A 23199-nucleotide genomic window follows, 5' to 3' on the forward strand; every position below is an offset into this window, starting at 1 on the left:
TCAGCCGATCAAGCCGGACAGACGATCCCAGAGACCGAAAGAGGATAAATCGTTGAATGTTACCAGCACCATCATCGCCAGCAGGACCGCCAGACCCGAACGATAGGCCCATTCCTGCACCTGCGGACTGACCGGCCGCCGCTGTATCGCCTCCACCCCATAGAACAGCAGATGGCCGCCATCCAGCATCGGGATTGGCAAGAGGTTGATGAACCCCAAGTTAATCGAGATCAGCGCCATGAAGAAGACGAAGCTTTCCACCCCCAGCGTCGCGGCCTGTCCCGAAACCTCGGCAATCTTGAGCGGTCCGCCCAGTTCCTTGACCGACCGGCCGCCCCCGACGATCTGGCCCAGCGTCTCGACCATGGTGCGGATGATCTGACCCGTCCGTTCGATCGCGACGACAGGCGCGCGGACAAGGCTGACAGGCTCGATCACCGGCTCGCCCGGCGCGATGCCCAGCCGCCCCAGCCGGAATCTATTGCCGAACCCGTCATTTTCCTCGACCGCGCCGACCTTGCCCTGCTTTTCGATCAGCTTGCCCTGCCGGTCGATCAGGATGGTGACGGGCTCACCCGGGCGAATCTGAGCGAACAGGCGGATATCGTCGAAGGTCGTCATCGCCCGCCCGTTGAGCGATACGATACGGTCACCCGCCAGTATACCCGCTGCGGCCGCTGCGCTGCCCGGCTGCACATGCCCGGCCACGGCGGGCGTGCGGCTCTCGCCATGGACAAGGGCGAAGGTTGCCAGGATCGCTATGGCAAAGAGGAAATTGATCGCCGGCCCGGCCGCAACGATCGCGGCCCGCTGCCACAATGGCTTGGCCGGAAAGCTCTCCGCCCGTTCGGCGGCAGGCATTTCCAGCCAGCGCGGGTCGGTCTGGCTGGCGGCGTTCATATCGCCCTTGAAGCGCACATAGCCGCCCAGCGGCAGGGCGCCCAGGCGCCACCGGGTGCCGCGCCTGTCGACCCAGGCGGCGATTTCCGGGCCGAAGCCGATGGAGAAGGCCTCCGCCTTCACCCCGCACCAGCGGCCCACCAGATAATGGCCCAGCTCATGCACGAAGACGAGCGGGCCGATGACCGCCACGAATGCCACTACGGTCAACAGGAAACCGGGATTCTGGATCAAGCGGTCAATCTTTCCATCACTTGCGCAGCCCTCTTGCGCGCCTGCGCGTCCGCTTCCAGCACATCGTCGATCTGCTGGGGCACAGGCGCGCTATAACCGTTCAGGACATCATCCACAATCATGGCGATATCAAGGAAGCCTATGGCGCCTTTGAGGAAGGCGGCGACGGCGACCTCATTGGCCGCGTTCAATATGGCGGGCGCAGCGCCGCCAGCCTCCGCCGCCTGTCGGGTCAGCCGCAGCGCGGGGAAGCGATCCTCATCCGGCGCCTCGAAATCCAGGCGACCGATCCGGGCGAGGTCCAGCGGCTGGCAGGGCGTGGCGATCCGCTCCGGCCATGCCAGCGCATGGGCGATCGGTATGCGCATGTCGGGCGAACCAAGCTGCGCCAGGGTGGATCGATCGCGATATTCGACCATGGAATGGATGACCGATTGCGGATGGACGAGGATCTCGATCCGGTCGAGCCCGACCGGGAAGAGATGCGCCGCCTCTATCAGTTCCAGCCCCTTGTTCATCATCGTCGCGCTGTCGACGCTGATCTTGGCGCCCATCGACCAGTTGGGATGGGCGACCGCCTGCGCGGGCGTTATGCCGCGCATCTCCTCCCGACTGCGGGTGCGGAAAGGGCCGCCGCTCGCCGTCAGGGTGATCCTTGCCACATCTTCCATGCGACTGCCCGCAAGGCACTGGAATATGGCGTTATGTTCGCTGTCGACTGGCAACAGCGTGGCACCCGACGCGCCGACCGCATCCATCATCAGCGCGCCCGCGGATACCAGCGACTCCTTGTTGGCAAGCGCCACCGTGCCGCCCGCCTTGAGCGCGGCCATGGTCGGGCGCAACCCCGCGCAGCCGACGATCGCGGCCATGCTCCAGTCTGCACCGGCCCCCGCGACGTCGATCAAAGCGCTTTCGCCCGCCGCCGCCTCCGTCCCCGAACCGCGCAGCGCGTCCTTCAGCGCCTCATAACGCGCCTCGTTCCCGATCACGGCGATCGCGGCATTGCTCTGCCGCGCGGCGGCCGCCAGGCCCGCCACGTCGTTGTGCGCGGTCAGGGCAACGACCCGATAGCCTTCCGGATCACGCTGGATCAGGTCCAGCGTGGACATGCCGACCGACCCGGTCGCGCCAAAGACCGACACCTTCCTCATGGCAATTGCACCAGGATCATATAGCAGATCGCGGCCAGCGGTGCGGCGGCGACCACCCCGTCCAGCCGGTCCATCACGCCGCCATGGCCGGGCAGCAGCGTACCGCTGTCCTTGACGCCGGCCCGGCGCTTCATCCAGCTTTCCAGCAGGTCACCCAGTTGCGCCGCCACTGCCAGCAGACCGCTTGCCGCGGCGAGCTGGATCGGCAGGTCCGCGAACCGATAGAGCAGAAAACCGACCATCAGGGCCGCCAGCACGCCGCCGCCCAGGCCGGACCAGGTCTTGGAAGGGCTGATACGTGGCGCCAGTTTCGGCCCGCCGATCGAGCGACCGGCGAAATAGGCGCCGATATCCGTCGCCCAGACGAGACCCAGCGCCCAGAAGGTCAGCAGCAGCCCCTGAAGATTGGGCGACTGCTCGCGCAGGAACAGCAACGCCATCACCGGCACGACGATATAGGGCACGCCCAGCGCCAGCCTGACCGAACGACCGGCCAGCGCAACAAAGAAGAAGGCAGCCGCCATCAGCGTGAAGCCAAGCCAGGACACGCCGGCCGCCGCGGGGCAAAGAATCGCCAGCGGCACCGATACGGCAAACATCGCCAGCTTGCGATTCTCAGGCCTGGCTCCCGTCAGGTCGCCCCACTCCCCCTGCATCAGCACGCCCGCCACGGACAACAGCACCCAAAAGGCGAAACCGCCCGCAAACAAGGCGCCCAACGCCACCAGGATAAGGAGGACACCGACTATCGCGCGGGTGCGAAGCTCGCTCGACATGCTGTCACAGCCCGCCGAAACGGCGGTCCCTCAGGCGGAAGGCGTCCAGCGCGGCGGCGAGCGCCCTCGCGTCGAAATCCGGCCACAGCATGTCGGTGAAATACAGCTCCGCATAGGCGGCCTGCCACAGCATGAAATTGCTGAGCCGCTGCTCGCCCGAGGTACGGATCATCAGGTCGAGCGGTGGCAGGTCGGCGGTGTAGAGCGCTGCATCCACATCATCCAGACCGATCTCCTCGGCCGCGATCTCGCCCGCGGCCACCCGGCGCGCCAGCGTCTGCGCCATGCGCACCAGTTCGTCCTGCGCGCCGTAATTCAGCGCTATGGCTATGATCGGCCCGCTGTTGCCGGCTGTCCGCGCCATCGCATTGTCGATCATTTCGACCAGCGAGGGATCCAGCGCCCGATAATTGCCGATGATGCGCAGCCGCACGCCATTGGCGTGGAATTCGTCGAGGTCGGACTGGATGAAATGGCGCAGCAGGGCCATCAGATCGGCCACCTCGCTCGCCGGACGCTTCCAGTTTTCCGAGGAAAAGGCGTAGAGCGTCAGGCATTCCAGGCCCAGCTCCCGCGCGGCGCGGGCGACGCGGCGCACCGCCTCCACCCCGGCGCGATGGCCGGCGATACGCGGCAGGAAGCGCTTCTTCGCCCAACGGCCGTTGCCGTCCATGATGATGGCGACATGACGCGCGCCATGGGCTGGCGCGCCGCTGGTCAGATCGGGTTTGGCTTGGGTCGCCATCAGACAGGAATGCGTGCTTTGGCCGCGAAAGGAAAGCCCCGGATCACTGACCGAGAATTTCCTTTTCCTTCGCCGCCGCCGTCGCATCGATATCCGCGATGGTGCTGTCGGTCAGCTTCTGGACCTCGGTTTCCTTGCGCTTGCGCTCATCCTCGCTGATCTCGCCCTTCTTCTCGTCCGCCTTCAGGCTGTCCATGCCGTCACGGCGGACATTGCGGACGGCGATGCGGGCCCCTTCCGCATATTTGCTGGCGAGCTTGGCCAGTTCCTTGCGGCGCTCCTCCGTCAGGTCCGGGATCGGCAGGCGCAGCGTCTGGCCATCGACAATGGGGTTGAGGCCCAGGCCCGCCGAACGGATCGCCTTGTCGCACGGGCCGACATTACTCTTGTCCCACACCTGGACCGACAGCATGCGCGGTTCGGGCGCCGAAACGGTCGCGACCTGGTTGAGCGGCATATGCGCGCCATAAACCTCGACCGTCACAGGATCGAGAAGCTGGATATTGGCCCGGCCCGTACGCAGCCCCGACAAATCGCCCTTCAGCGATTCCACGGCACCCGCCATGCGGCGTTCGAGGTCGGCCTTGTCATATTGAGCCATTTTGTTTCAGCGCTCCTGATTTTGCACGATCGTCGCCACACCATCGCCGGCCAGCACCTTGGCCAGGTTGCCGGTTTCGCGGATGTTGAACACGACGATGGGGATGTGGTTTTCGCGGCAAAGGGCAATGGCGCTCGCGTCCATGACCTTCAGATTGTCGTTCAGAACCTGATCGAAACTGATCGCGTCATAGCGGGCGGCATCGGGCACCTTCTTCGGATCGGCATTGTAGATGCCGTCGACGCTGGTGCCCTTGAACAGCGCGTCGCAATCCATTTCCGCCGCGCGCAGCGCCGCCGTGGTGTCGGTGGTGAAGAAGGGGCTGCCGGTACCCGCCGCGAAGATGACGATCCGGCCCTTTTCCATATGTCGCACCGCCTTGCGCCGGATATAGGGTTCGCAGACCGACGCCATCGGGATGGCGGACTGGACGCGGGTGTCATAGCCCAGCTTTTCCAGCGAATTCTGCACGGCCAGCGCGTTCATGACGGTGGCCAGCATGCCCATATAATCAGCGCTCGCCCGATCGAATCCCTTGGCGGCGCCCGCAAGGCCACGGAAGATATTGCCGCCGCCCACGACCACGCACAGTTCGAACCCGGCATCCTTCGCCGCGGCAATCTCGCCCGCCACGCGGTTCACCGTTTCCGGCTCGATGCCGAACTGCCCCTGCCCCATCAGCACTTCGCCCGAAAGTTTCAGCAGGATGCGCTTGAAGGCTGGGCGAGACATGCGGGGCAATATTCCTTTTATGATCGGGCAAGGAAATGGCGCGCACCTTAAGCAGCGCGCGCCATTATGTGAAGCAGGGTTTTGGCAACCCCGAACTTCCTTAGCGCCCGCGTCCGGCTTGTCGAGAAGCCTCAGCCTCCCGACACCGCCGAAAGCGAACGAACTGTCGGATCAGACGCCGGCGGCGGCGGCCACTTCGGCGGCGAAGTCGCTCGTTTCCTTCTCGATACCTTCACCGAGCTGGAAGCGGATATAGTTTTTCAGCGCGATCGACGCGCCGGCTTCCTTGGCCGCCTTGGCGACCACGTCGGCGACCGGGGTCTTGTTGTCCATCACGAAGAGCTGCGACAGCAGCGCGTTTTCCTTCGCATATTTCGCGACGGCGCCGTCCACCATCTTGGCGACGATCTCGGCGGGCTTGCCCGATTCGGCCGCCTTTTCGGCAGCGATCGCGCGCTCACGCTCCAGCAGGGCCGGATCGATATCGGCCGAGGACAGCGCCAGCGGGAAGGCAGCGGCGATGTGCATCGCGATCTGCTTGCCCAGCGGCTCCAGAACGTCGGCGGATGCATCGCCCTCCAGCGCGACCAGCACGCCGATCTTGCCCAGACCCGGAGCGGCGGCATTGTGGACATAGGGAACGACGACGCCCTGGCTCACCTCGACCTGGCCGACGCGGCGCAGGGTCTGGTTTTCACCAATGGTGGCGATGTTGGCGACCAGCTTCTCGGCCACGGTGCCGCCAGCCGGATAGGCAGCGTTCGACAGCGCGTCGGCGTCGGCAACGCCATTTTCCAGCGCGATGGTCGACACGGTGCGGACGAAATCCTGGAACTGGTCGTTCTTGGCGACGAAGTCGGTTTCGCTGTTCACTTCGACGGCGACGCCCTTGGTGCCGGCAACGGCGACGCCGACCAGACCTTCAGCGGCGGTGCGGCTCGACTTCTTCTGCGCGGCGGCAAGACCCTTGGCGCGCAGCCAGTCGGTTGCCGCTTCGATGTCGCCATTGGCTTCGGTGAGCGCCTTCTTGCAGTCCATCATGCCCGCGCCCGAACGGTCGCGCAGTTCCTTGACGGCGGCAGCGGTAATCTCGGCCATGTTTCGGCTCCTAAATGTTTCGGATGGTTCAAATAAGCGCTAGGGCGCGTTCCATCGGAGCGCGCCCTAGCCTGTCAATCTTGCAGTTCGAAGACCGCGTCTCAGGCCTGAGCGACGACCTCTTCGGCCTCGGGCTCGTCCAGAGCGCCAAGGTCAACGCCGGAAGCCTGCTGCGCACCACGGTTGCCCTTGGTGGCGGCGGCGGCGACGGCGTCGCAGTAGAGGCGGATCGCGCGGCTGGCGTCGTCATTCGCCGGAACCGGGAAAGCGATGCCGTCGGGCGAGACGTTCGAATCGAGGATCGCGACGACCGGAATGCCCAGCGTGTTGGCTTCCTTGATCGCCAGCTCTTCCTTGTTGGCGTCGATCACGAACATGACGTCAGGGATGCCGTTCATGTCGCGGATGCCGCCCAGCGACATTTCGAGCTTCTCGCGCTCGCGGGTCATCTGGAGGACTTCCTTCTTGGTGAAGCCGTGGGTGTCGCCCGACAGCTTCTCTTCCAAGGTCTTCAGACGCTTGATCGAGCCAGAGATGGTCTTCCAGTTGGTGAGCATGCCGCCCAGCCAACGATGGTTGACGAAATGCTGGCCCGACTTGCGGGCGGCTTCAGCGATCGGATCCTGCGCCTGGCGCTTGGTGCCGACGAACAGCACCTTGCCGCCGGCGGCGACGGTCGCGGACACGAAGTCCAGGGCGCGGCCGAACAGCGGCACGGTCTGCGACAGGTCAAGGATGTGAATGCCGTTGCGCTCGCCGAAGATGTACGGCTTCATGCGCGGGTTCCAGCGGTGGGTCTGGTGGCCGAAATGGGCGCCAGCCTCGATCAATTGGTGCATGGTGACGACAGGAGCCGCCATAATTATTCTCCTTCCGGTTACACCTCTGGGAATCAGGAACTGAAGCAGCGCGCCGCAGCACCGGATATGTCGATTCCCATGTGGAATGGGCGCGCGTTTAGACGCGTCGGAATATCATTGCAAGGGCTTGACTCTCCGTTCTAGATAGAACATAAGGAGAACATTGGGAACAAACGGCGGATTTGCACCGTTTGCATGCCCATAGTGAACCAAGCCGTGCAAATGGCAAGACAGAAAGTGAGCTGCATATGTTCGCACTGGTCGCAGCACTTGTTTTCACCGGATCATTCCTGCTCGCCGCGGGCGTCATTGTCGGCATGCTGCTGACCTATCATGACAAGATGGTGGCGGCTCTCGCATTCGAACCCATCCCGCGACAGGTTCCGGTATATCGCCTGCGCATCAGCCGGCGTCGCGCCGCACCCTCGACGCGACAAGAACGCCCCGCTTTTGCCGCCGCGGCGCTGGCTGCCTGAGGATCATTGCGCTTCGGCCGCGCGCTGGCGGCGAACCCTGGCATAGGACATCATGCCAAAGGGGATGAGCGCAAGATAAATGGCGCACAGCACCAGCAGAGTCAGCCATGGATCTGTGATCAGCAGCGCTGCCAGAAGCCCGGCCAGCGCAATCGCCTCCAGCCTTATGCGTTTGCGCAGACGCAGCGCGGACCAGCTATAGGTCGCGATGTTGGAGATCATCAGGAAGGCTGAGAAGGCGGTCCACGGCGCCACTACATACCATTGCCGGAACAACGGTTCGCCGGTCACCAGCCAGAGATAGAGCGGCACGAAGGCCAGACCGGCACCAGCGGGCGCCGGAACGCCGGTAAGAAAGCCGGCGGATTTGTGCGGCTGCACGTCGGCGTCGATATTGGCGTTGAACCGCGCCAGCCGCAGCGCGCAGGAAAGCGCATGGGCAAGAGCGAATATCCAGCCGAATTTCGGCATGGCGTTCAATGACCAGAGATAAAGCACCAGGGCCGGCGCCACGCCGAAGGCAATGGAATCCGACAGGGAGTCCAACTCCGCGCCGAAGCGGCTTTCCCCCCGCAGCAGCCGGGCAATGCGGCCATCCAGCCCGTCCAGCACGCCGGCGATCAGGATGGAGAGCACTGCCCGCTCCCATTCGCCCGAAATGCCGTAGCGCACGCCCGTCAGGCCGAAGCACAGCGCCATCGCCGTCACGGCGTTGGGCGCCACCATCCGCAGGGTGATCCCCCGGCGCAGACCGCGCGGGATGGTGCGCCGCTGCCGCATTATTGCTGAATCCCCGAAATCACGCGCATGTCGCCAATCTGGCCCAGGATCGTTTCGCCGGCCACGGTGCGCTGCCCCAGAACCACGCGCGGGGCGGTGCCCGCCGGCAGATAGACGTCGACACGGCTGCCGAAACGGATCAGGCCGATGCGCTGCCCCGCCGCGACCATGTCGCCCGGCTTCACAAAGGGTACGATCCGCCGCGCGACAAGGCCCGCGATCTGGGTAAAGCCGATGCGCACCCCGTCATGCCGCTCGACCAGGATATGCTGCCGCTCATTATCCTCGCTCGCCTTGTCAAGGTCGGCGTTCAGGAACTTGCCGGAAATATAGACGACCGACTTCACCGTCCCGCCGATCGGCGTCCGGTTGATGTGCACGTCGAACACGCTCATGAAGATCGACACGCGGATCATCGGCTGGTCGCCCAGCCCGTCCGGCCCGCTCATCTCCCGCGGCGGCGGCACCCGCTGGATCAGTGTCACCAGCCCGTCCGCGGGGGCAACGATGGCGTGCTCATCCTGCGGTACGGCGCGGACCGGATCGCGGAAGAACGCCAGGACCCAGATCGTCACCATCACCATCAGCCAGCCCGGAATCTCCCAGCCCACCAGGAACAGCAGCGCGGTGATGGCGGCCGCGATCAGGCCGAATTTCACGCCCTCCGGATGCACCGAGGGGAAGCGCCATTTCACATTGCCGCCCAGTGCGACGGTCAGTTCGTCATTTTCCATGGACACCGTCTTTAAGGACAGACACTTGCAGTGACAACGTCCGATCCCTTCCGAAGAGCCACGAAATAATCCCGCGCCGCATCTTCTCCCCGAACATGTGATATCCGGCGGCGGCGGCGCCCATTTCCCCGCGCGCCCTGCACACTCCAGTTGAACATTGCCGTCGCTTTCCCTAGGGCGTTCGCAAATTCCACCCGAATGAGAAGGCACAGGCGCTATGGCTAAGATCAAGGTGAAGAACCCCGTCGTGGAAATCGACGGCGACGAAATGACGCGGATCATCTGGCAGTGGATCCGCGAGCGCCTTATCCTTCCCTATCTCGACATCGACCTGAAATATTATGACCTGGGCGTCGAAAAGCGCGACGAGACCAACGACCAGATCACCATCGATTCCGCCAATGCCATCAAGGAGCATGGCGTCGGCGTGAAGTGCGCCACCATAACCCCCGACGAAGCGCGCGTCGAGGAATTCGGCCTGAAGGAAATGTGGAAGTCGCCCAATGGCACGATCCGCAACATCCTGGGCGGCGTTGTCTTCCGCGAGCCGATCGTGATCCGCAATGTGCCGCGCCTGGTTCCCGGCTGGACCGACCCGATCGTCATCGGCCGCCATGCCTTCGGCGACCAGTATCGCGCCACCGACTTCCTCGTCCCCGGCCCCGGCAAGCTGCGGATGGTGTGGGACGGCGCCAATGGCGAGAAGATCGAGAAGGACGTCTTCAACTTCCCGAGCTCCGGCGTCGCCATGGGCATGTACAATCTGGACGATTCGATCCGCGATTTCGCCCGCGCCAGCATGAACTATGCGCTGGGCCGCGGCTGGCCGCTCTACCTGTCGACCAAGAACACCATCCTCAAGGCCTATGACGGCCGCTTCAAGGATCTGTTCCAGGAAGTGTTCGACAATGAATTCGCCGCCGAGTTCAAGAAGGTGGGCGTGGTCTACGAACACCGCCTGATCGACGACATGGTCGCCTCCGCCCTGAAGTGGAGCGGCAAGTTCGTCTGGGCCTGCAAGAATTACGATGGCGACGTCCAGTCGGACACGGTGGCGCAGGGCTTCGGCTCCCTTGGCCTCATGACGTCCGTCCTGCTCTCGCCCGATGGCAAGACTGTCGAGGCCGAAGCCGCCCATGGCACCGTCACCCGCCATTATCGCCAGCATCAGCAGGGCAAGCAGACCTCGACCAATCCGATCGCGTCGATCTTCGCCTGGACCCAGGGCCTCAGCTATCGCGGCAAGTTCGACGAGACGCCGGACGTCACCAAGTTTGCCGAAACGCTGGAGCGGGTCTGCATCGAAACGGTGGAAAGCGGCAAGATGACCAAGGATCTCGCCCTGCTGATCGGCCCAGATCAGGCCTGGATGACCACCGAACAGTTCTTCGAGGCGATCCGCGTGAACCTGGAAGACGCCATGGGCAAGTGGAACTGATCTGCCGTTCTGCAGTTCAATACGGTAACGGAACGAGGCGGCGCCGCATCCCGGCGCCGCCTTTTTCATGAGCGGAAAGGCGAATGATGACGACAACGGCGAAGAAGCGCCTGGAAGTCCGGCCGGCGGTTCCGGCGGATGTGCGCGGCATTCAGCGGCTGATCGCGCGGGTCTATCCCGGCCTGCCCAATTATTCGCTCGCGACCCTTCGCGGCCAGATCAACAATTTCCCGACCGGCTGCTTCGTCGCCCTCTATGACAGCCGGATCGTCGGCTATTGCGCGACCATGCGCGTCAGCAAGGCGATGGCCTTTTCCCCCCATGACTGGGAGGAGATCACCGCCAATGGCTTCGGCACCCGGCACAGCGCGGCGGGCGAGTGGCTCTATGGCTATGAAATGGCGGTCGATCCCAAATTGCGCGGACTGCGCATCGGCCAGCGTCTTTATGACGAGCGCAAGGAACTGGCCGAGGAACTGGACCTGCACGGTATCGTCATCGCCGGCCGCATGCCCGGTTACGCCAGGGCCAGGCGGCGCGTCGATGGACCGGCCGATTATCTGGACAAGGTCGTCCAGGGCAAGCTGCGCGACCAGGTCGTCAGCTTCCAGCTCAAGAACCAGTTCGAGCCGCTGGGCGTGCTCGAAAACTACCTTCCTGAAGACAAGCAGTCCGACGGACATGCCGCGCATCTTGTCTGGCGCAACCCCTATGTCGATCCCGACGAAGCACCGGAAATGCGCGTGCCGCGCGGCGTGGAGAGTGTCCGCCTCGCCACCTGTCAGTTGCAGGCCCGCGCCGTCAAGGATTTCGACGAGTTCATCCGCAACATCGAATATTTCGTCGACGTGGCAGCCGATTATCGCTCTGACTTCATCGTCTTTCCCGAATTGTTCACCCTGCCCCTGCTGTCCTACGAAACCAGGAACCTCTCCCCTGCCGAAGCGATCGACAAGCTGACCAGCTACACCCCGCGCCTCACCAGAGAGCTGGAAAGAATGGCGCTGGAATATAATATCAACATCATCGGCGGCTCTCACCCGACCCGCGCCGATGACGGCGATATCCAGAATATCGCCTATGTCGCGCTGCGCGACGGATCGCTGCACAGGCAGGAAAAGATTCACCCGACGCCCAATGAGGCCTTCTGGTGGAACATCAAGGGCGGCGACTCGCTGGACGTGATCCAGACCGATTGCGGGCCGATCGGCGTGCTCATCTGTTACGACAGCGAATTTCCCGAACTGGCGCGACGGCTGGTCGACCAGGGTGCGCGAATCATCTTCGTGCCCTTCTGCACCGACTCCCGCCTGGGCTATATGCGCGTGCGATACTGCGCGCAGGCACGGGCGATCGAGAACCAATGCTATGTGGTCATGTCAGGCAATGTCGGCAACCTGCCCAATGTCGACAATATGGACATCCAATATGCCCAGAGCGCGATCCTGACGCCCTGCGACCTGCCCTTCGCGCGCGACGGGATCGCGGCGGAATCGACCGAGAATGTCGAGACGCTGACCATGGCCGACGTGAACCTGGCGGACCTCAGTTGGGCCCGGGCGGAGGGTACGGTGCGCAACCTGCGCGACCGGCGGTTCGACCTCTATCACATCGACTGGGACAGCAATCCCGATCACGCCCACGCGCCAAGCGGAGGCCCGGTCCCGGCGGGCGGGCACAACGCGCCGGGCGGGGGATAACGCAGATACCGTCATTCAAGGATGACGGAATATACTGCCGGCAGGCTTCAGGCGGTTACCCCATCCGGCAGCGTCGTTCCGGGCATCATGACAGTCTATCCCTATATCCGCGCTCCGTCACTGAACCAGTCGAGCCGTCTGGAGGGCAGTGGAGAATAGTTGCTGGAGAGCTGTGGTGATATTGTCATCGGCCGTCACGGTCTGCACCAGTGGCGAACCATTGATGCCCGATGACGCACAACTTTGCAGCGCGGTGAGAACCTGGTCGGAACTTCCCGCATTGCCGGCCGGATAGGGCGAAGGCGGACGCGGCAGGAACGGAGCGATATTCGACTGCGACCAGCTGTCACCGGCAAGCGATTCCGGCAGATATTGGGTATAGAGAATGGCAATCTTGATACCCTTGGTCTTGATCGCCGTGCATTGGGTCAGGTCGCTGCTCCGCATCGGGCCGAAATAACGGCCGCCGCCATTTGGCTGGTCCAGCATGCCGTCCGTGATGATGAACAATATCTTCTGCGGCGTCGCTCCAGGCGCGCCCGTTCCCGCGGTGGGGATGACGTTGTTCATGGCGGTGAGCATGTTCGTCACTTCGGTCGCTTTATCGTCGATGTTGCTGCCGCTGGTCGGCATGGAATTCTTCCACCAATAATCGTCGGCCGGGAACAGCGATGCCGCGGAAAAGCCGCTGCCATAGGAGGCGACGCTGGTCAGGCTGTTGAGCGTCCTGACCGGCGAAGAATTGCCAGATCGCGTCCAGTCGAATGAAAACATCTGCGCGCGATAGGTGACCTGATATTGGGACGCCTGGTTAGCCGCGAAGGGGATCAACTGCGTCGCGGCCGAAACCACATCGTCCTTGCGCAGGGTGATGCTGGCGGGACTGCCGTAGATCTGCCCATAATTATGGGTGAGCCAATAACCATCGGCAAAATAGCTGGTATCATACAATGTGTCGATTGGGGTGCCCGTCGTCGTGGTCGTCGTGGTCGTCGTGGTTCCACCGCTTGCCGGCGTGGAATCCTCGACAATCTTCTTGGTCGGCGTCACTCTCTTATATATGTTGGTTACGCCGCCTGGATTCTTGTTCACCGGCAAAACAATATAAGTGGTGACGTCGTAGGTACTGGTGGTGGTATCGATGTTCTTCTTGTTATTTCCGTTTCCAGATGTTGTCCGCACGGGGCCCACGACCGTCGGCGTCGAAGTCGAGGTCATGAGATTGCCTGCGCTGTCATAGATGAGGTTCGTAGTATAATCCCATCTATAGAAGACGTTCCGGGTCGCCGATCCCGACGTATAATAGCCCGTTGACAGCAATATATGGCGTGTTTGCTGATCCTTGACATAGATATTGTCGCTCGTCGGAAGCATCGCGTGGCACGCAAAGGCGCAGCCATTCGCGTTTTCGGAAGTCTTGGTGGCCGCGATGATCTTGCTGACGCCGTCCGACGTCGCGGGAAGCAGCATCGAAGGCGAATTGTCCATCGCCAGGTAGAAATCGACATTGGGCGGCTGCGCGGCGCTGGCCGAGGACGTACCGCTGACTGTTAATGTACCGACCCCCAATATGTTGCCGAACATATTGACCGACTTGACCGTATAGCTGACGGTCGCCTTGCGAAGATAGCCCAGCGCGCCGCCGCTGCCTGAGGTGCCGTCGGTGATGGTGGGCGTCACCTGCAGGTCCTGATAGCCGTTCAGAAGGCTGGCCTGCGCCGTGAACATGGCTCTTGCGGCGGTAGTCGCTTCACTGTTCGATTGCAGGATAAGCGAAGGGCCGACAGCCGCCAGCGCAGCCGCGTCGGCCGCCGCGTTCAAGTGCGTCTGAAGGGCCATGGCGCGGGAATAATCGACCCCGAACCCGACGACGAAGGTCAGCGGGATGAGGGAAAATGCCGTGATCATCAGGGCGCCGCCTCGCTGGTCGCCCTTCAGCCGGGCAGCCAGCCTGGCCAGGACACGCGCAGCGTTGGGGCAAGAGGATCCTGTCATCATTCAAGCACCTAGAAAAGACGAGGGGTCATGTAGAGGGTGTGAGTCAGCGTAGTCGTCTGGATGGGGATAAAGCTGATCGACGGCGTGAAATTATATTTGACCTTGCCCATGAACAGCCAGCCACCGGCCGTACCGACCTGGGTCTTGGTGCCGGTACCGGGCCCAAGGTTTCCGCACACATTCGAACCGTCCGGAGAGGTCGGGACCATCGTGGAACTGATCATGTTGGCGGGGATGGAAACAACGGTATTGGCCGACTGCGTCCCGGCCGTGGGGAGCGTCCCGGCCGTCTGTTCCGAAGTCGCGGCGGTGACGGTGCTACCGTCGGCGCTTTGCGTCTGGGCCTGGGTCCACACGACATAGGCATGGGTGGCATCGCAGACCCTGAGCAGCGATATCTGCTCGGTCGCCTTGTCGAGCTTGTAGGGCGACAGGACGACTGCGCTGGCGCTGAGATAGGATTTCGCGTCGGCGCTCGTCGGGTCCGTGTAGACGATGGTGGGTGACATCGTTCGGCTGGTGAGGTCGACAAGGGAGCGCGTCGCGATCGTGACCTTGCGGTTGCAGGCGATCATGTCCGACAGGGAGCATCCGCCGGTGTACAGGAGCACGAGCACCGGCAGGCAAATCGCGAATTCGATGAGAACCGCTCCACTTGCGTCCTGTGCAAAGCGCCTCAACATGAGCTTTGCGATGCGCTGCATGAATAATCTTCCGTCGTGAATACCGATGTCGCGACAAGCTGGCGGTTGCTGTTGGGCTGGTTCACCAGGTTCAGGCCCAGCGGGCCTTTTCCTGTCGGCCAGAGATAGACAAGCTGAAGAACGACGATGCGGGATTTGCCGCTGCCGCCCGACTGGTAACTATAGCCCGTGCCTGTCGAGGTCAGGACGCCATTGCTGTCATAAGTGAAGGTCGGCTTGGCGGTGCTGCCGGCATTATAGGTGCTCGCGGTGGCGACATTGACCGTCAGCCGGGAACAGGTGAGCAGTGCGGGCAACAGCGATGGGACAGTGATTGCCTGACCATTGGCATCGGTTCCGGAGAAACCGTTGCAGATGGCGTTCTTGAAATCGCTGGCGGTCATGCCGACATGGCCATTGGCCAGTTGCACGGTCTGGACGGTCCCCGTCAGCATCAGGCGCCCTGCGCTCTGCGCCGCGGTTTCCAGCATCTGCTGCGCCAGATATATCAGCATCGAGTAAAGGATCGCGAGCAACAGCGCGAGCAAGGCCGGGGCGATGACGGCGAATTCCACCATGGCCATACCCTGCCTGTCCTGCGACAGGTTCTTGCCGAAACGGCGCACCGCCTTCCCTGCGCAAAATATATTGCGTAAAACCGCCATTACGGAGCCTCCCGGAGGCTGTATCAACGATCAGCGTTCAAATTTGGTAAACGGCCCGTCGCGCCGGGGGAGACAGGGTTAAGGGGGTGCGTCAGCACCGGCCGAGTTCCGCCTCGTCGGGCTTCCCGCGACATCTTCGCTTCCGGGCCGATCCTGGCCGGAACACAGGCTCATGACCTTGCGTGATGCAATGGCCACAGCCTCGCCGAAAAGCGTCCTATTTTCGCAACCCCTGCCGGTTAAGCCTGTCCTATTTCGCGCCGACGGCCCATTCCGGAACCCTCTTTGAAACGTCCGACACATTGCGCAGCCGCCTACGCGCGCTGGCACGCGCGCGCATACGGTGTGAACTTCGGCGGCAAATGGCTGTTTCCCAAGGCGTCGGATCAGCGATGAAACATTCCCGGCCGCCAGTCATTCCATGTCTCATGCTGTCAAAGGCGATCCGGGATGTCGACTATGACGCGGCTGAACACCGGCTGGAGCATCGTGCGCAAAAGTGGGAACCGGTTTTGCGCACGGCAGCCGCCGCTCACTCGACGGTAACGGACTTGGCAAGGTTTCTTGGTTGATCGACGTCCGTGCCCTTGGCCACGGCGACATGATAGGCCAGCAACTGCACCGGAACGGCATAGACCATCGGCGCGATCAGCGGATGCACCTTGGGCATGGTGATCGTCGCCATGCAACCCTCACCCGCCGCCTGCACCCCGTCATAGTCGGAGATCAGCACCACCTTGCCGCCGCGCGCCTGCACTTCCTGCATGTTGCTGACGGTCTTCTCGAACAGCGGTCCACTGGGCGCCAGCACGATCACCGGCACCTTGTCGTCGATCAGGGCGATAGGGCCATGCTTCATCTCGCCAGCGGCATAGCCCTCGGCATGGATATAGCTGATTTCCTTGAGCTTGAGCGCCCCTTCCAGCGCCAGCGGATAGTCCGGCCCGCGCCCCAGATAGAGCACATCGCGCGCGCCCGCGATCAGATGCGCCATCCCCTCGATGGATTCGTCATAGGCAAGCGCGGCATTGAGCGCGGCGGGCGCCTCGGACAGGTGACGGACCAGTTCCTTTTCCGCCTTTGCGTCCAGCCGTCCCTTCGCCCGCGCCAGATTGGCCGCGAACGCCGCCAGCACCGCCAACTGACAGGTGAAGGCCTTGGTCGATGCCACGCCGATTTCCGGTCCGGCATTGGTGGGCAGCAACAGGTCGGCCTCCCGCGCCATGGTGCTGGTCGGCACGTTGACGACGGCGGCGATCTTCTGTCCCTCGGCACGGGCATGGCGCAGCGCGGCCAGGGTGTCGGCGGTTTCGCCCGACTGGCTGATGACGATCATCAGCCCGCCCTCTTCCATCACCGGCGCGCGATAACGGAACTCGCTGGCCACATCGATGTCGACGGGAACGCGGGCGAACTGCTCGAACCAATATTTGGCAACCATGCCGGCATAATAGCTGGTGCCGCAGGCGACGATGGTGACGCGGCGAATGCTGCCAAGGTCGAAATCCGGGATCGGCAGCGACACCTGGTCATCCATCCGGCGCAGATAGGAACGCAGTGTCTGCGCCACCACCACCGGCTGCTCGTAGATTTCCTTGAGCATATAGTGGCGGTGATTTCCCTTGGAGATCAGTTCGCCGGTGACGCCGGAAATGGTGACGGGCCGCTCGACGGGAACATTGTCCTTGTCGAAGATCTCCGCGCCGTCGCGAGTGATGACGACCCAGTCGCCTTCCTCCAGATAGGCGATGCGCTGGGTCAGCGGCGCCAGCGCCAGCGCATCGGAGCCAAGATAGGTCTCCCCCTCGCCATAGCCGACCACCAGCGGCGAGCCGAGGCGCGCGCCGATCAGCATATCGGGATGGCTGCGGAACAGGATCGCCAGCGCGAAGGCGCCGTGCAGGCGCGGCAGGACCTGCGCCACCGCGTCCTTCGGGGATGCGCCCTGCTCGACCAGTTCGCTCACCAGATGGGCGACGACTTCCGTATCGGTCTGGCTGTCGAAAGTGCGGCCCCGCGCCATCAGCTCCTCGCGCAGCGGCTTGAAATTCTCGATGATGCCGTTGTGGACGAGCGCCACTTCCTTTGTGGCGTGGGGATGGGCATTGCTGGTCGTGGGCGCGCCATGGGTCGCCCAGCGGGTATGGGCAATGCCCGTCTTACCCGGCAAGGGCGCGGCGCCCAGTTCCTTCACCAGATTGGCAAGCTTGCCCTCGGCGCGGCGACGGTCGATCTGCCCGTCATGGATGGTGGCGACGCCCGCGCTGTCATAACCGCGATATTCAAGCCGCCTGAGACCTTCGACCAGCCGCTCCGCCACGTCGTCCTTGCCGATGATTCCGATGATGCCGCACATGGATGTTCAGTCCCAAAGCCGTGAAAACTCTATGCTTGTGCCGCCTATGCCACGATCGCGCGGCGGGCGACAGGGGTACCGCATCATCGTGGATGAATTGTAATCAGCCAGACATCCGGCGGCGCCAGTAACCGGATCGGCAGGCCGCTGGTGCCAAGCCCGGCCGATACCACCATGATCCGCTGTCCTTCCCGGTACACCCCGCAGGCATAGCGGGTACCATAGCGTGAAGGCACATAGACTATGCCGGCAAAGGGCAAGGCCACCTGCCCGCAATGGGTATGACCCACCAGCGTCAGCATCGGCCGGTCGGGCAGCAGCGGAAAGACATCCGGCCCATGGGACAGCATCAGCGGCGCACCGCCCAACGCCTGCATCGCATCCAGCGTCGCGGGGATGTCGGGTCGGTCGGTATAGATGTCGCGCAGCCCGCCGATCGCCAGCGGACCCCGGCGCACCGCCTGATTCTCCAGCAGAGGAATGCCGATGCGGGCAAACAGGGCGGCCCATTGCCGGCGGCTGATCCGCGCATGTTTTCGGGCGTCGTGATTGCCCAGCACGGCGACCACGCCCAGCGGCGCGCGCAAATCGGCAAAGGGCGCGATGCTCTGCTCCGGACCATAGGTCGCGCCACCCTTTTGATCCCCGATATAGTCGCCGCCCAGGACGACCAGATCGGGTTTCAGCCCATTCACCAGGGCGACGATCCGCGCCATCCGGGCTGGACTGTTGTCGGGACCGGACAAATGGCCGTCCGTCAGCAGAGCCACCGTGACCGGCCGTCGGGGCGCATCCGTCGGGAAGGGAAGGGCGACGTCCAGATGCCGCACCACCGGCATGGCCCGCGCATTGAGCACGAGCCAGACTACCGCTCCCGTCAACAGGAGCAAAAGGATCAGCAGCGCGATCAGCCAGCGCCGCGTTCGGGAAAGGGCCTTCACTTGGCGGCTTTGCGCGCCTGCATTTTCGCCCGGAAGCGGGCGGCCCATCCAGGTTTCACCTCCTGCGCCGGCCGGACGAGACAAAGCGCATCGGCCTCCACCGGCTGGGTCACGACGCTTCCGGCCGCGACGATCGCGCCATCCCCGATCGTCACGGGCGCGACCAGCGCGCTGTTGGAACCGATGAAGGCGCCCGCGCCGATCTCCGTCCGATATTTGAAGAAGCCGTCATAGTTGCAGGTGATGGTGCCCGCGCCGATGTTGGCGCCTGCGCCCACGCTCGCGTCACCGATATAGGACAGATGGTTCACCTTGGCGCCCTCGCCCAGTTCGGCCTTCTTCATCTCGACGAAATTGCCGACCTTGGCCTTATCGCCGACCTTCGCTCCAGGGCGCAGGCGGGCATAGGGACCGATTGCCGCGCCCTTGCCGACAGAGGCGCCCTCCAGATGCGAAAAGGCGTGGATCGTCGCATCGTCAGCAATGCTGACGCCCGGACCGAAGACGACATGGGGTTCAACCACCACGTCGCGACCCAATAGGGTGTCATGCGCGAAGAACACTGTTTCCGGCGCGATCAGCGTCGCTCCATCCCGCATCGCCTCCGCCCGACGACGGTCCTGCCAGACAGCCTCCACCCCCGCCAGTTCGGCGCGGCTGTTGACGCCCGCCACTTCCCATGCTTCCGCCTCGATCACCGCGCTCTGGGCGCCCGGCAGCATGACGATGTCGGGCAGATAATATTCCCCCGCCGCATTGTCGTTGCCGATCTTGTCGAGCAGCACGAACAGGTCGGTCGACCGCACCGCCATCAGTCCCGAATTGCAGAGCGTCACCGCCCGCTCCTCTGCACTGGCGTCCTTATATTCCACCATCTTTTCGATCACGCCCTGATCGCGAGCGATGATCCGGCCATAGGCGGCGGCGTCCTCAGGCCGGAAACCCAGCACAACGGCGCGCGGCTCGTCACCCCAATTCAGGCGGTCCAGCATGCTTCGCAGCGTTTCGGTGCGCACCAGCGGCACGTCGCCATAGAGGATCAATATGTCGCCTGCGAAGCCGGCCAGCGCATCATGCGCCTGCGCTACGGCATGGCCGGTGCCCAGTTGCTGTTCCTGCACTGCGATGACGGCGCCGCTGCCCTCGACCGCCTTTTCCACCTGGTCGCGCCCCGCGCCGACGACCACCACCTGCCGCTCAGGCTGCAACGCCGCCACGCTGGCGAGCAGGTGGAGCAGCATCGGCCGCCCCGCTATCGGGTGCAGCACCTTGTGTTTCGTTGATTTCATGCGCGTCCCTTGCCCGGCGGCAAGGATGATCACGGCCAGGGGACGGGCGGGCGAGCGGCTGGAGGTCACAGGGGCATCCTTCACGAAAGGGCCAAGAATCTGAGCGCTCTCTGCCATGTTTGACTTGCCTTTGCCACTGTGCAGGCGGCATGAGCCGGCCATGGCCAGCATTCCCTTCGACATTGTCGGTTTTGACCTTGACGGCACCCTGCTCGACACCAGCGGCGACCTGGCGGCAGCGGTCAACTACGCCATTGCGACGGACGGCCGCCCGCCATTCCCGGTGGAGGCGATCCACCCCTTCGTCGGCAAGGGCGCGAAGGTGATGCTTCAACGGGCTCTCGACGCCTCCGGCGGATATGACGAGGCAATGCTGGCCAGGATGCTGCCCATCCTGCTCGACTATTATGAGCAGAATCTGGCGATTCATTCCCTGCCCTATCCCGGCCTGACGGCTGCGATGGACGCTTTGCAGGCGGCAGGCGTGAAGCTCGCCATCTGCACCAACAAGGCGGAACGCTTCACCATCCCCCTGCTTCATCAGATCGGCCTGTCGGATCGCTTCGCCAGCGTCGTGGGCGGCGACACGGTGGGCATCGCCAAACCGGACCCCGCGCCGATCCACGCCATGGTCGAACGCGCAGGGGGCGGGCGGGCGATCTTCCTGGGCGACACCATCAACGACATTGCCGGCGCGCGCAATGCGGGCATCCCCAGCATCGCTGTCAGCTTCGGCTTCCTGGATGGGCCGGTGGAGGCGCTGGAGGCCGACGCCGTGATCCACCATTATGACGATCTGATGCCCTTGCTGGAAAACTGGCCGGCATGACGCTTCATCTGGAAAGCGACGGTCCGGTCGCGACGCTGCTGATCGACCGGCCACGCCAACATAATGCGATGAACCAGCAGATGTGGGAGCAGTTTCCCCAACTGGTTCAGGAGGCGATGGCGGACGAGGCGATCCGCGTGCTCATCCTGACATCGGCGACGCCAGGCCTCTTCTGCGCGGGAGCGGATATACACGAATTCGCGCGCTGTTCGGGGGAGGAAGACTGGCGCTTCGCCAACCAGGCGGCGATCCGCGCCAGCCAATATGCCCTTGCCCATGCCGAAAAGCCGGTGATCGCGGCGATAGACGGCGATGCCGTGGGCGGGGGATGCGGACTCGCAATAGCCTGCGACCTGCGGATCTGCTCCCCTGCCGCCCGGTTGGGCATCACCCCGGCCAGGCTCGGCATCGTCTATTCGCTGTTCGACACGAAGCTGCTGGTCGACCTGGTCGGGCCTGCGCGGGCCAAGCGCATCCTGTTCACTGCCGCCCTCCTCGACGCGGGTGATGCGCTCGCCATCGGCCTGGCCGACCAGATCGCGCCCGCCCCACGGGAGGCAGCGATGGCACTGGCGCACAGCATGGCCGCCAACGCCCAGCATTCGATCCGTTCGTCCAAGGCCATTGTCCGCCGCATCCTGGATGGACAGGCAGACGACGATGACGAAACGCTCGCCATGTTCCGCGACGCCTTCACCCAGCCCGACTTTCATGAAGGCGTGCAGGCCTTCAAAGAGAAGCGCCGCCCCTCCTTCTGATCTGCTCGTCGACGGTTCGTCCATAACGGATTAACATCTCGTCCGATCTGGAAGTATTTGTTAAGGATCGGCTTTTACCCGTCTGGCGGTAGAGACGCCGCGCCGGCTGACGACCGACAAGAGGAACAGGCACAACAGCGTGGGGGAAAATTTCGCCTTCTTCCTGCCCGTCATGATGGCAAGTTTCAGCGTGGTGTTCGCCTTCGTCTGGAGCCTGCGCGTGCGCGCCGCCGGATATTGGAGCGCGGCCTATCTGTGCGTTGCTGGCGGCTTTGCCATGCCGGCGGGATTTGCCCTTGCGCCCTCACCTCTCTGGAGTCTGGCGGCGGACCTGCTGTTCACCAGCGGATTCCTGCTGTTCAGCCAAGCGTTGCTGGAACGGTGGCGGCCGAACTGGCTGCTGCGGGCGCGGATCGCGATCTGGGCCCTGTCCATATTGCTGTGCGCCGCCGCCCTCCTGTTCGACCATTTGCCCTTCGAACTGGCATCGTCCGATTTCGGCTGTTTCCTGCTGATCGGCCTGCCGCTGATCGCGGGGAGGAGCCGGCTCGACAACTGGTCGGACCGCACGCTGTTCGGGGCGGCGACATTGGTCGCGCTGGACAATCTGATACGCGGCAGCACCATGCCGCTCACATTGTCGGGCGGCAATTTCCTGAACAGCGATTATGCCTTCCTGATGCAGGCGCTGGCCTGCGTCTTTGGCCTGTTCCTGGCTCTGGCGGCGCTCGCGGCGAACATGCTCGACCTGCTCTCCCGCTATCAGCGCGATGCGCTGCATGATCCGCTTTCCGGCCTGCTCAACCGCCGCGGCTTTGACGACGCGGTCGGCCAGAGAGCGCGCAAATTGCCGACACAGGGCAGCCTGATCCTCTGCGACATCGATCATTTCAAGGCGATCAACGACTCCCATGGCCATGCGCTGGGCGATCGCGTGATCGTCGCGCTGGCGCGTACATTGGTGCGGTTCGCGCCCGAAGGCGCGGTTACAGCCCGGTTCGGCGGGGAGGAGTTCGTGCTCTTCCTGCCCGATACCAATGCTGCCCGCGCGGCGGCCATCGCCAATGACATTCGCGAGAGCCTGGCTCAGGAGGTCGCTGGACAGGTTGGCCTGTCCCGGCCGATGACGGCCAGCTTCGGGCTATCAGCCGTGCAACGGGGCGACGCTTCCATCCATGACGCCATTTCGCGGGCGGACGAGGCGCTCTACGAAGCCAAGACCCGTGGCCGCAACAGGGTGTGCGTGCGCCGGGCGCTCTCGACGCCGGCCACGACGGAACAGGATGTAACCTCGCGGGTCAGCAACGGCTGAAGCGCCGCTTCAAATCCGACGCGGGCCTCCAAATTCTCCGTCGCAGCATCCGGTGAGCGGAAAGCCGGCCCCGGTCTTCCGGACGGCGTTGCAACCGCTCGCTCTCCCCGAAAAAAGGCCGCCCCGAAGGACGGCCTCTT

At 63.6% G+C, this 23199-nt stretch carries 22 protein-coding genes; 6 read left to right on the top strand and 16 right to left on the bottom strand.

The window, feature by feature from the left end:
• From rseP to rpsB, 8 genes are all read right to left on the bottom strand, one after another.
• Window positions 1-1134, bottom strand: coding sequence for an RIP metalloprotease RseP (gene rseP / locus MRBLMA1_RS12560; RefSeq protein WP_363737176.1), 1134 nt, complete (start codon window positions 1132-1134; stop codon window positions 1-3).
• Complete coding sequence (locus MRBLMA1_RS12565; protein ID WP_363737177.1) at window positions 1131-2288, bottom strand: 1-deoxy-D-xylulose-5-phosphate reductoisomerase; 1158 nt, start codon at window positions 2286-2288, stop codon at window positions 1131-1133. The genes rseP and MRBLMA1_RS12565 overlap by 4 nt, the downstream gene beginning before the upstream one ends.
• Window positions 2285-3064, bottom strand: a complete 780-nt coding sequence (locus MRBLMA1_RS12570) for a phosphatidate cytidylyltransferase (RefSeq protein ID WP_363737178.1) — start codon at window positions 3062-3064, stop codon at window positions 2285-2287. Before MRBLMA1_RS12570 ends, MRBLMA1_RS12565 begins: the two co-directional genes overlap by 4 nt.
• Window positions 3065-3068: 4 nt before the next feature.
• Window positions 3069-3809 (bottom strand): polyprenyl diphosphate synthase, encoded by a 741-nt coding sequence (gene uppS / locus MRBLMA1_RS12575; RefSeq protein WP_363737179.1) that lies wholly within the window; start codon window positions 3807-3809, stop codon window positions 3069-3071.
• Between the two features lie 43 nt (window positions 3810-3852).
• Window positions 3853-4410, bottom strand: coding sequence for a ribosome recycling factor (gene frr / locus MRBLMA1_RS12580; protein ID WP_133652996.1), 558 nt, complete (start codon window positions 4408-4410; stop codon window positions 3853-3855).
• A gap of 6 nt (window positions 4411-4416) precedes the next feature.
• Complete coding sequence (pyrH, locus tag MRBLMA1_RS12585; RefSeq protein WP_363737180.1) at window positions 4417-5142, bottom strand: UMP kinase; 726 nt, start codon at window positions 5140-5142, stop codon at window positions 4417-4419.
• Window positions 5143-5313: 171 nt separating this feature from the next.
• On the bottom strand, window positions 5314-6240 hold the full coding sequence (tsf, locus tag MRBLMA1_RS12590; protein WP_363737181.1) for a translation elongation factor Ts: 927 nt from the start codon (window positions 6238-6240) through the stop codon (window positions 5314-5316).
• Window positions 6241-6341: 101 nt separating this feature from the next.
• Window positions 6342-7100 (bottom strand): 30S ribosomal protein S2, encoded by a 759-nt coding sequence (gene rpsB / locus MRBLMA1_RS12595; protein WP_133652993.1) that lies wholly within the window; start codon window positions 7098-7100, stop codon window positions 6342-6344.
• A 248-nt stretch (window positions 7101-7348) separates the two neighbouring features.
• Between rpsB and MRBLMA1_RS12600 the strand changes: the two genes are divergently transcribed.
• Entirely contained in the window at window positions 7349-7576 is a 228-nt protein-coding gene (locus tag MRBLMA1_RS12600; RefSeq protein ID WP_363737182.1) for a hypothetical protein, read from the top strand.
• Window positions 7577-7579: 3 nt separating this feature from the next.
• Here the strand turns inward: MRBLMA1_RS12600 and MRBLMA1_RS12605 are convergent, their stop codons facing one another.
• On the bottom strand, window positions 7580-8356 hold the full coding sequence (locus MRBLMA1_RS12605) for a CDP-alcohol phosphatidyltransferase family protein (RefSeq protein WP_363737183.1): 777 nt from the start codon (window positions 8354-8356) through the stop codon (window positions 7580-7582).
• Complete coding sequence (locus tag MRBLMA1_RS12610; RefSeq protein ID WP_133652990.1) at window positions 8356-9090, bottom strand: phosphatidylserine decarboxylase; 735 nt, start codon at window positions 9088-9090, stop codon at window positions 8356-8358. The genes MRBLMA1_RS12605 and MRBLMA1_RS12610 overlap by 1 nt, the downstream gene beginning before the upstream one ends.
• A gap of 217 nt (window positions 9091-9307) precedes the next feature.
• Between MRBLMA1_RS12610 and MRBLMA1_RS12615 the strand changes: the two genes are divergently transcribed.
• Both MRBLMA1_RS12615 and MRBLMA1_RS12620 read left to right on the top strand, forming a co-directional pair.
• Window positions 9308-10528, top strand: coding sequence for an NADP-dependent isocitrate dehydrogenase (locus MRBLMA1_RS12615; RefSeq protein ID WP_363737184.1), 1221 nt, complete (start codon window positions 9308-9310; stop codon window positions 10526-10528).
• Between the two features lie 86 nt (window positions 10529-10614).
• Window positions 10615-12228, top strand: coding sequence for a bifunctional GNAT family N-acetyltransferase/carbon-nitrogen hydrolase family protein (locus MRBLMA1_RS12620; protein ID WP_363737438.1), 1614 nt, complete (start codon window positions 10615-10617; stop codon window positions 12226-12228).
• Window positions 12229-12345: 117 nt separating this feature from the next.
• On the opposite strand, the gene MRBLMA1_RS12625 is transcribed toward MRBLMA1_RS12620, so the two are convergent.
• The 6 genes from MRBLMA1_RS12625 to glmU form a co-directional block, all read right to left on the bottom strand.
• The gene (locus MRBLMA1_RS12625) at window positions 12346-14226 is read right to left on the bottom strand and encodes a pilus assembly protein TadG-related protein (RefSeq protein WP_363737185.1); all 1881 of its coding nucleotides are present in this window, start codon (window positions 14224-14226) and stop codon (window positions 12346-12348) included.
• An 8-nt stretch (window positions 14227-14234) separates the two neighbouring features.
• On the bottom strand, window positions 14235-14930 hold the full coding sequence (locus MRBLMA1_RS12630; protein ID WP_363737186.1) for a TadE/TadG family type IV pilus assembly protein: 696 nt from the start codon (window positions 14928-14930) through the stop codon (window positions 14235-14237).
• The gene (locus MRBLMA1_RS12635) at window positions 14903-15574 is read right to left on the bottom strand and encodes a TadE/TadG family type IV pilus assembly protein (protein ID WP_363737187.1); all 672 of its coding nucleotides are present in this window, start codon (window positions 15572-15574) and stop codon (window positions 14903-14905) included. Before MRBLMA1_RS12635 ends, MRBLMA1_RS12630 begins: the two co-directional genes overlap by 28 nt.
• Before the next feature lie 532 nt (window positions 15575-16106).
• Window positions 16107-17930 (bottom strand): glutamine--fructose-6-phosphate transaminase (isomerizing), encoded by a 1824-nt coding sequence (glmS, locus tag MRBLMA1_RS12640; RefSeq protein WP_363737188.1) that lies wholly within the window; start codon window positions 17928-17930, stop codon window positions 16107-16109.
• Between the two features lie 83 nt (window positions 17931-18013).
• The gene (locus MRBLMA1_RS12645; RefSeq protein WP_363737439.1) at window positions 18014-18841 is read right to left on the bottom strand and encodes a metallophosphoesterase; all 828 of its coding nucleotides are present in this window, start codon (window positions 18839-18841) and stop codon (window positions 18014-18016) included.
• 26 nt (window positions 18842-18867) lie between these two features.
• Complete coding sequence (gene glmU / locus MRBLMA1_RS12650) at window positions 18868-20160, bottom strand: bifunctional UDP-N-acetylglucosamine diphosphorylase/glucosamine-1-phosphate N-acetyltransferase GlmU (RefSeq protein ID WP_363737189.1); 1293 nt, start codon at window positions 20158-20160, stop codon at window positions 18868-18870.
• Between the two features lie 160 nt (window positions 20161-20320).
• On the opposite strand from glmU, the gene gph reads away from it, so the two are divergent.
• The 3 genes from gph (at window position 20321) to MRBLMA1_RS12665 (ending at window position 23059) form a co-directional block, all read left to right on the top strand.
• Window positions 20321-20989 carry a phosphoglycolate phosphatase gene (gene gph / locus MRBLMA1_RS12655; RefSeq protein WP_363737190.1) on the top strand — a complete coding sequence of 223 codons (669 nt, stop codon included), beginning with the start codon at window positions 20321-20323 and terminating at the stop codon, window positions 20987-20989.
• Window positions 20986-21747 (top strand): enoyl-CoA hydratase/isomerase family protein, encoded by a 762-nt coding sequence (locus tag MRBLMA1_RS12660; RefSeq protein ID WP_363737191.1) that lies wholly within the window; start codon window positions 20986-20988, stop codon window positions 21745-21747. Before gph ends, MRBLMA1_RS12660 begins: the two co-directional genes overlap by 4 nt.
• Before the next feature lie 139 nt (window positions 21748-21886).
• Window positions 21887-23059: a GGDEF domain-containing protein gene (locus tag MRBLMA1_RS12665; RefSeq protein ID WP_363737192.1), complete on the top strand. Its 1173-nt coding sequence runs from the start codon at window positions 21887-21889 to the stop codon at window positions 23057-23059.
• Window positions 23060-23199: the final 140 nt, after the last annotated feature.

The organism is Sphingobium sp. LMA1-1-1.1 (assembly GCF_040676365.1).
Taxonomy (GTDB): Bacteria; Pseudomonadota; Alphaproteobacteria; order Sphingomonadales; family Sphingomonadaceae; genus Sphingobium.

Coding starts and splice junctions, on each gene's coding strand:
- MRBLMA1_RS12565 (WP_363737177.1), bottom strand. CDS start 2,288: ATGAGGAAGGTGTCGGTCTTTGGCGCGACCGGGTCGGTCGGCATGTCC.
- MRBLMA1_RS12570 (WP_363737178.1), bottom strand. CDS start 3,064: ATGTCGAGCGAGCTTCGCACCCGCGCGATAGTCGGTGTCCTCCTTATC.
- uppS (WP_363737179.1), bottom strand. CDS start 3,809: ATGGCGACCCAAGCCAAACCCGATCTGACCAGCGGCGCGCCAGCCCAT.
- frr (WP_133652996.1), bottom strand. CDS start 4,410: ATGGCTCAATATGACAAGGCCGACCTCGAACGCCGCATGGCGGGTGCC.
- pyrH (WP_363737180.1), bottom strand. CDS start 5,142: ATGTCTCGCCCAGCCTTCAAGCGCATCCTGCTGAAACTTTCGGGCGAA.
- tsf (WP_363737181.1), bottom strand. CDS start 6,240: ATGGCCGAGATTACCGCTGCCGCCGTCAAGGAACTGCGCGACCGTTCG.
- rpsB (WP_133652993.1), bottom strand. CDS start 7,100: ATGGCGGCTCCTGTCGTCACCATGCACCAATTGATCGAGGCTGGCGCC.
- MRBLMA1_RS12600 (WP_363737182.1), top strand. CDS start 7,349: ATGTTCGCACTGGTCGCAGCACTTGTTTTCACCGGATCATTCCTGCTC.
- MRBLMA1_RS12605 (WP_363737183.1), bottom strand. CDS start 8,356: ATGCGGCAGCGGCGCACCATCCCGCGCGGTCTGCGCCGGGGGATCACC.
- MRBLMA1_RS12610 (WP_133652990.1), bottom strand. CDS start 9,090: ATGGAAAATGACGAACTGACCGTCGCACTGGGCGGCAATGTGAAATGG.
- MRBLMA1_RS12615 (WP_363737184.1), top strand. CDS start 9,308: ATGGCTAAGATCAAGGTGAAGAACCCCGTCGTGGAAATCGACGGCGAC.
- MRBLMA1_RS12620 (WP_363737438.1), top strand. CDS start 10,615: ATGACGACAACGGCGAAGAAGCGCCTGGAAGTCCGGCCGGCGGTTCCG.
- MRBLMA1_RS12625 (WP_363737185.1), bottom strand. CDS start 14,226: ATGATGACAGGATCCTCTTGCCCCAACGCTGCGCGTGTCCTGGCCAGG.
- MRBLMA1_RS12630 (WP_363737186.1), bottom strand. CDS start 14,930: ATGCAGCGCATCGCAAAGCTCATGTTGAGGCGCTTTGCACAGGACGCA.
- MRBLMA1_RS12635 (WP_363737187.1), bottom strand. CDS start 15,574: ATGGCGGTTTTACGCAATATATTTTGCGCAGGGAAGGCGGTGCGCCGT.
- glmS (WP_363737188.1), bottom strand. CDS start 17,930: ATGTGCGGCATCATCGGAATCATCGGCAAGGACGACGTGGCGGAGCGG.
- glmU (WP_363737189.1), bottom strand. CDS start 20,160: ATGAAATCAACGAAACACAAGGTGCTGCACCCGATAGCGGGGCGGCCG.
- gph (WP_363737190.1), top strand. CDS start 20,321: ATGGCCAGCATTCCCTTCGACATTGTCGGTTTTGACCTTGACGGCACC.
- MRBLMA1_RS12660 (WP_363737191.1), top strand. CDS start 20,986: ATGACGCTTCATCTGGAAAGCGACGGTCCGGTCGCGACGCTGCTGATC.